The sequence below is a fragment of the Microcoleus sp. K4-B3 genome, assembly GCF_036704615.1.
Classification (GTDB): Bacteria; Cyanobacteriota; Cyanobacteriia; order Cyanobacteriales; family Microcoleaceae; genus Microcoleus.
Genome location: NZ_JAUBSF010000159.1, coordinates 1 through 6,443, shown reverse-complemented (window position 1 = coordinate 6,443; position 6,443 = coordinate 1). Strand labels below are relative to the sequence as shown.

At 45.1% G+C, this 6,443-nt stretch carries 6 protein-coding genes; all 6 read left to right on the top strand.

Features of this window, described 5'->3' with window-relative positions; translation table 11 throughout:
- Positions 1-360: transposase (locus tag QUA78_RS31300; protein ID WP_445302415.1), on the top strand; the 360-nt coding region annotated here is incomplete at its 5' end.
- A gap of 213 nt (positions 361-573) precedes the next feature.
- Positions 574-960, top strand: coding sequence for an IS630 transposase-related protein (locus QUA78_RS31295; RefSeq protein WP_333306559.1), 387 nt, complete (start codon positions 574-576; stop codon positions 958-960).
- On the top strand, positions 957-1,262 hold the full coding sequence (locus tag QUA78_RS31290; RefSeq protein WP_333306561.1) for a transposase: 306 nt from the start codon (positions 957-959) through the stop codon (positions 1,260-1,262). Before QUA78_RS31295 ends, QUA78_RS31290 begins: the two co-directional genes overlap by 4 nt.
- Positions 1,258-1,518 (top strand): transposase, encoded by a 261-nt coding sequence (locus tag QUA78_RS33020; RefSeq protein WP_445302416.1) that lies wholly within the window; start codon positions 1,258-1,260, stop codon positions 1,516-1,518. The genes QUA78_RS31290 and QUA78_RS33020 overlap by 5 nt, the downstream gene beginning before the upstream one ends.
- An 814-nt stretch (positions 1,519-2,332) precedes the next feature.
- Positions 2,333-5,005: an NHLP bacteriocin export ABC transporter permease/ATPase subunit gene (locus tag QUA78_RS31285; RefSeq protein WP_333306563.1), complete on the top strand. Its 2,673-nt coding sequence runs from the start codon at positions 2,333-2,335 to the stop codon at positions 5,003-5,005.
- A 993-nt stretch (positions 5,006-5,998) separates the two neighbouring features.
- Positions 5,999-6,286, top strand: a complete 288-nt coding sequence (locus QUA78_RS31280) for a hypothetical protein (protein ID WP_333306564.1) — start codon at positions 5,999-6,001, stop codon at positions 6,284-6,286.
- The last annotated feature ends 157 nt before the right edge of the window (positions 6,287-6,443 follow it).

Genomic DNA, 6,443 nt, shown 5'->3' with positions numbered 1-6,443 from the left:
CCGTGTGCAGTGAAAGTTGCAAGCACGGTTCCGAATGGGAGGGAGAGGATAGTAATATCCTCTCTCGACCCTACCCAGACCCGCTATTACATCAGTTCCTTGAACGAAACCGTCGAACAATTTGCTCAACGCATTCGCAATTACTGGCACGTTGAAAATAAGGTTCATTATGTGCGGGATGTCACACAAGGCGAGGATGCTTCCCGGATTCGCGTCCAGCCACTGCCTAACCTGTTTGCCCTCGCCCGTAATTTGGCCCTCAATCTCTATCGCGAGCAGGGGGAAACTAATATGGCTCAAGCTCAACGTCAGGCGGGATTTGGCCTTGAATTCCTCAAAACCCTATTCAGAATGAAATAGCCCTGGATTGTAGTCGCTGTTTTTTTGGGTGCTGATGGCATCACTCGCGAACACCACTCCTTGTAATGCCATCTGTTTGATGAAGGCAAGCAAAGCAGTGATTTCATTCGTTTTCGACTCGACTTCTTCGGGTTCTAGAATCAAGCCCCGCTCGACAATACAGCACTTCCGGGTGTTATGAGGTACAATAAGAATAGATAAACAAATACATCAATGAAAGCATATTCAGTAGATTTGCGAACAAAAATAGTAGCAGCCATAAGCGAACAGAAGCTGTCGATCAGAAAAACAGCAGCCATATTTTCCGTCAGTAAAAGCTTAGTTCAAAAACTGGTCAAGCAACAAAAAACCGAGGGAAATTTACAGCCGAAGCCCCGGGGAAAACCGAGATACAGTCATTTGAATAATTCCACAGCTTCTTTGAGAGAAATAGTGGCAGCACATCCCGATGCAACCTTACTAGAATTGTGTGAGTTATTTGCCCAGAAGACGGGAAATTGGGTGGGTAGAACAGCCATGTGTAACGCCTTACAAAAGTTGGGATTAAATCGTAAAAAAAAACAGTTAGTCGTAGCCAAGCAGGCACTGAAAGAGTCATGAAATTCAGGTTAGAGTATTGGGAAAAAGTCAAGCATATCGACCCAAAAAATCTAGTCTTTTTAGATGAAACTGGAGTATTACGCTTGTTTAACCAGAACTCATGCTTCCAACGAGGGACGAGAGCCTATGCGGTCAAACATTTTTATCGAGGCAATAAAGTCACAGTAATTGGTGCAATTAGTCTCACGAAAGTAGTGGCATTAATGACCATGGACAACTCAATGGATAGCCAAGCATTTGAGGTGTTTATCGAGAAATGTTTAGTGCCACAATTGTGGTCAGGAGCAGTAGACGTGAATTGATAACTTACCAGCGCATAAAGTAGATTCAATTAAGCATATGATTGAAGCGGTGGGTGCTTCTATTTTATGTTTGTCCCCATACTCTCCTGATTTTAATCCGATTGAATTATGGTGGTCGCAACTTAAATCTTTATTGCGACAGTTTTCGCCAACCACCACTAAAATGGTTGATACGATAATTGCTGTGGCTCTTGACTTAATTAATCCGAAACATCTCAAAAACTGGTTTACTAATTGCTGCTACTGTACCTCATAACATCCGGAAGTGCTGTATAAGCCGTGACCAGCATCATCGCCGGATGTGAGTCTAGTGTGGGGTCATCGCTGATGGCTTCATTTCTGGCCTCGCAGCACCTTGCCGTCGGTGGCAATGGTTTCTCCAGGTAAAGGTTGAATGCCGAAGAATCGAGATAAACAAGCCGAGTAATCCCGGTAATCGAGTCGCAACGCCGTGTCCGCCGAATTGTGCTGTCAGACGGTAAGCGCCCTTTGGGTGGCGCTCTCCATGGCTACCAATTCATCATGGTAGGCCCAAAGCCAGTCTCCCATCGCCAGAAATCCACGATTTCCAGCCGTCACCGACAGAGTAAACAAAGCTAAACATAGAGCTTGCGTATGGCGTTGTCCTGCGGTACGCCGCGTATCAGGCAGGGCTGTAAAAGCTTCGACTTTTGAGCAAGTTGAGACATCGTAGACGGGCCTTTCGGGTGAGAATCAACCCAATATCATATCAGCCTTTCGATCAGAATGAAATAGCCCTGTCTTTAACCCATGTCTTTAACATACATTTTCAGACGACCAAGCTTTGAGATCATCGCAATATTTTTGGGGGGCGGTTTCAACATCCATAAACTGACGAGCACAATCTACACAAATGTGATGAGTGTTTACCTCGCACCTTACCGTTATTACGGATGTGTTTGGAACCGAATTCAGGATATTGCATCAGGTTTAACCTCTATTCATAGCACCATTATGCAACGCCTTTTTTTAAACTCTATTACTGCCGACTTATCTTTTTTGATACTACTACGATCGCTATATAATGTAAAAATGTAAATTTTTCTCCAATGGATATCCTTTACTGCCTCAAAGGAAATGAACCGCTGTTGCTGGACGATCGACAAAATATCTGGATTATCAAAACTGGTACCATAGCATTGTTTGCCACTAAAGTCAAGGATAGTTTGGTTAGTGGCGATCGCCAATATTTGTTCGATGTGGGTGCGGGCGAAGCTTTATTTGGTGCAGCGCTAGGGGAAGAATGGGGGCTTTTGGCGGTGGCGATCGAACCCACAGAACTATACCAAATTAACACAGCAGATTTGGTAGCGCAGGTAACAGTTGGTGAGGAAAGGGCAATTGGGTTAGTGAATGGTTGGGTAAACGGTTTAAAGAAGACATTCAGCCAGGAATACACAGCGGCGTTCGCTTCGCAGGAATTATCCTTGATAAATTCCGGGAGTGCTGCTTCATTGCCAAACATTTTAGCCGATTTACATACCGATTTATTCAATTATTTGAATGGGCAGGAGTTGCAGAAAACAGAGGCGGCTTTTCGCCAACTTCAAGAAAGAGAAGAACTAAATCTAATGGTAGTCAATTCTGCCCTTTCTAAGTTAGCCGGTGTGGTAAAACCGCAGCAAGAAACGGTATCCTTCCAGCAAGGAATTCCTGTGTTAATTGCGGCGGGTGCAGTGGGAAAAGCGATGGGAATAACGATTAGTCCTCCGACGCAGTTGGAGGAACTCAAATCAGTAAAAGATTCGGTGGAGGCTATAGCGCGTTCCTCCCAATTTCGGATTCGGATGGTGGTGTTGGAGGATGGCTGGTGGCGAAAAGAATACGGCCCTGCTTTAGCTTACACAATTGCAGGGCATCCGGTGGCTTTGTTAGTTGTTGGTAACGGTTACGTTATGTTCGATGGAGTAACTCAAACTCGGACGAAGGTGAATGAGACGGTGGCCGCGACTTTGGCACCGCAAGCTTACCAGTTTTACCGACCGTTACCTAGTGTTATTAATAATGTTTTGCCCTTGTTACAGTTTGGCTTCAAGGGTTATGAAAAAGACATCGCCAGCATTATGGTGGTGGGAATTATTGGTACCCTGCTGGGGATGGTGGTGCCACAGGCGACGGGAATTTTGGTAGATAGTGCGATTCCAGATGGCGATCGCAATTTATTATGGCAATTAGCGCTGGCATTGTTGGCGCTGGGTTTGGGAAGGTCAGCGTTTGGGATGTCTCAAGGGATTATGGCGCTGCGAGTGGAGAACAGCGTTGATAGTTCGTTGCAAATGGCGATATGGAATAAACTCCTGGGATTGAGTCCGGCTTTTTTTCGGGAATATGCTTCCGGCGACTTGCTCAACCGCACCTTGTCGGTGAACCGAATTCGTAAGATACTGTCGGGGGGAACGCTACGCACTTTGATGAGTGGAGTGTTCGGTTTGCTGAATTTGGTGCTGATGTTTGTTTACAGTTGGCAACTCGCTTTTGTGGGGGTGGGGATAGCTTTGCTGACAACGGCAGTCACGTCTGTGGTTGATTTTTTGGTAATCCGCAATTTGCGACGGTTGCAAGAATTGGATGGCGAGATTAGCGGGTTGGTGGTACAACTCATTAATGGGGTGGCTAAGCTGCGGGTGGCGCAGGCGGAAGACAGGGCGTTTGCAGCTTGGGCCGAAAAGTACGGCGATCGCATGAAGTTAGAAGCTGGTTTGCAACGCCTTCAAGATAGAATGGGCGTGTTTAACGAGTCGCTGTCCTTGGTGAGTTCGGCAGTTTTGTATTGGTTTGGCGTACTGTCGATTCAGATGGCGCAAGCTAATGACGGTAGCGGGTTGACGACGGGTACGTTTTTGGCTTTTAATTCGGCGTTGGGGATTTTTAGCGGCGCTGTAAGTAGTATTAGCAGTACCGTGACTGATATTTTGGGAATTGTGCCGCTGTGGGAAAGAGCGAAACCGATTTTGCAAACGAAACCGGAGTACGAACTTCATAGAGTAAATCCGGGTCAGTTGCAGAGTGGGGTGGTTTTGGAGGGGGTGACTTTTCGCTATCGGGATGAGGGATTGCCTGTACTTGATGATATCACTCTGCGTGCCCAACCGGGTGAATTTGTGGCGATCGTCGGGCCGTCGGGAAGTGGGAAGTCAACGATTGTCCGGTTGTTGTTGGGATTTGAAACGCCGAATTCGGGAAGGGTTTGTTACGATGGCAAAGATTTGGCGGAGTTAGATTTGGTGGCGGTCCGAAGGCAGTTGGGGGTGGTGCTGCAAAACGGTCGCATTGGTAGTGGTTCGATTTTCGATAATATCACGGCTGGGGCGTTGGTGTCGCACGAAAAAGCTTGGGAAGCGGCGCGGATGGCGGGTTTTGCTGAGGATATTGAGCAAATGCCGATGAAGATGCACACGGTTATTAGTGAGGGGGGAACCAATCTTTCGGGAGGGCAAAAGCAGCGGTTGTTGATTGCAAGGGCGCTGGTGAATCAGCCGAAAATTATTGTGATGGATGAGGCGACAAGTTCGTTGGATAACCGCACGCAAGGGATTGTTGTTGAAAGTTTGGATAAGTTGAAGGCGACGAGGATTGTAATTGCCCACCGATTGAGTACAATTCGCCATGCGGATCGGATTTATGTTGTTGAAGCGGGGCGGGTGGTGCAGGTGGGGACGTTTGAGGAGTTGGTGCAGCAAGAGGGTTTGTTTGCACAATTGGTGGCGAGACAAATGGAGTGAAGAAGGCAGAAGTTTATTGTTTTAGTTTAAGTAGATGAGTATGAAAATACATAAGTAGTCAAAAGCGAGGCGAAACGAAACGAAGCGAAGCGAAGCAATCGAGCGAGCTTACGCTGGCTTTACATTCTGTTACATGAACGGGTTTATTTGCGCCTCAGTAAGTAGGCGCAAATAAACCTTACTCTGTAACAAAATGTAAATCTATCAGAACCGTTGCGATGGCTTCATTTCACTGCGTTTCACTCGCAATGACATACACTTATGTATTTTCTCACTCATCTACTTATTCACTCTTCGTTTAGGGGGCGACCATCGCCCCCAAACCATTACAGGCTAATGTTTTAGCGCTTGGGACCCACTTCATAAATTTGGGCCGATAGACAAAAAAATCTCAAGATAGGAAAAAGCGCTTAGTTGTGATAAAAAGCAAAGGTCTCGTTAATACCACCAGACCCCAAATTATAATATGTTACCCTCATTCTATCACAACATCCTCGAAAAATATCTCAACCCACAACAGTTATTTACGCTTCAGATGCTCGCACAAGTTGTTACAATCACAGAAACAAGTTAGAAGAGAATGATTAGCTGCAACAGAGCCACTAACCATCTTACAAAATAGTCGCCGCCGTCACATACAACGTTTTTTATCTATTAAAGCACGATCGCATACTTGTGACGCAGGTTTCCGATCGTTAGAGAGGTGATGATATCTCGTCAAATATCAGCCGGAACTCAATTAACTGTAGCCTGGAATAGAACTCAATGGAAAGAATATAATGTCTTAATGATCGGCGCCATTTATCAAAAAAGAACTTGACCCCTATTTGGGACATTTTTAGATAAAAAAGGGGCTTCTAACTTAGCTGAACAACAACAAGTATTACGCCCGGTTATTCGACTATTAAAAAAATATAAATTAGTGAGAATTGGCGCTCGGGAGTTTCATAGTATGGAGTTAGCACTTCGGGTTACACCGTCAGCATCTCAGCTTTGTACTCCGTCAAAAAGGTAATACGACTTTCCCTTGAAAAAAAACAGCCATTCCCAGCACTAAACAGCATTCCAGTTCAACCAGGAATTCATCTCTTCTCTCCCCAGATTAATTTAACTCAAAACAAAGGTTTCTCTCGCTTTAACTTAGTTGCTTCTAGTCCAAGGAAATATAAAGGTAAACAAGAAGATAAACCTTGGTATCTGCTAAGTAATCTCCCAGATGTGAAAAGTGCTATCAAAATTTACGGTCAACGTTATGGCAGAGAGGCAATGTTTCAAGACTGAAAAACTCGAGGATATAACGAAAGAGGGTTCTCAAACACCACCTGATAAATTGAGTGCCAACCATGATTTTAATCGCTTTAGCTAAGCTGTTCAGCATCTAAAACGCATATTGTATAGTACAATATAATGATATTTATAAAAAGTCAATGCCTACTAA

What these genes read in the sequence shown, in the direction of transcription:
- QUA78_RS31295 (WP_333306559.1), top strand. Translation starts at nt 574, where the DNA reads ATGAAAGCATATTCAGTAGATTTGCGAACAAAAATAGTAGCAGCCATA.
- QUA78_RS31290 (WP_333306561.1), top strand. Translation starts at nt 957, where the DNA reads ATGAAATTCAGGTTAGAGTATTGGGAAAAAGTCAAGCATATCGACCCA.
- QUA78_RS31285 (WP_333306563.1), top strand. Translation starts at nt 2,333, where the DNA reads ATGGATATCCTTTACTGCCTCAAAGGAAATGAACCGCTGTTGCTGGAC.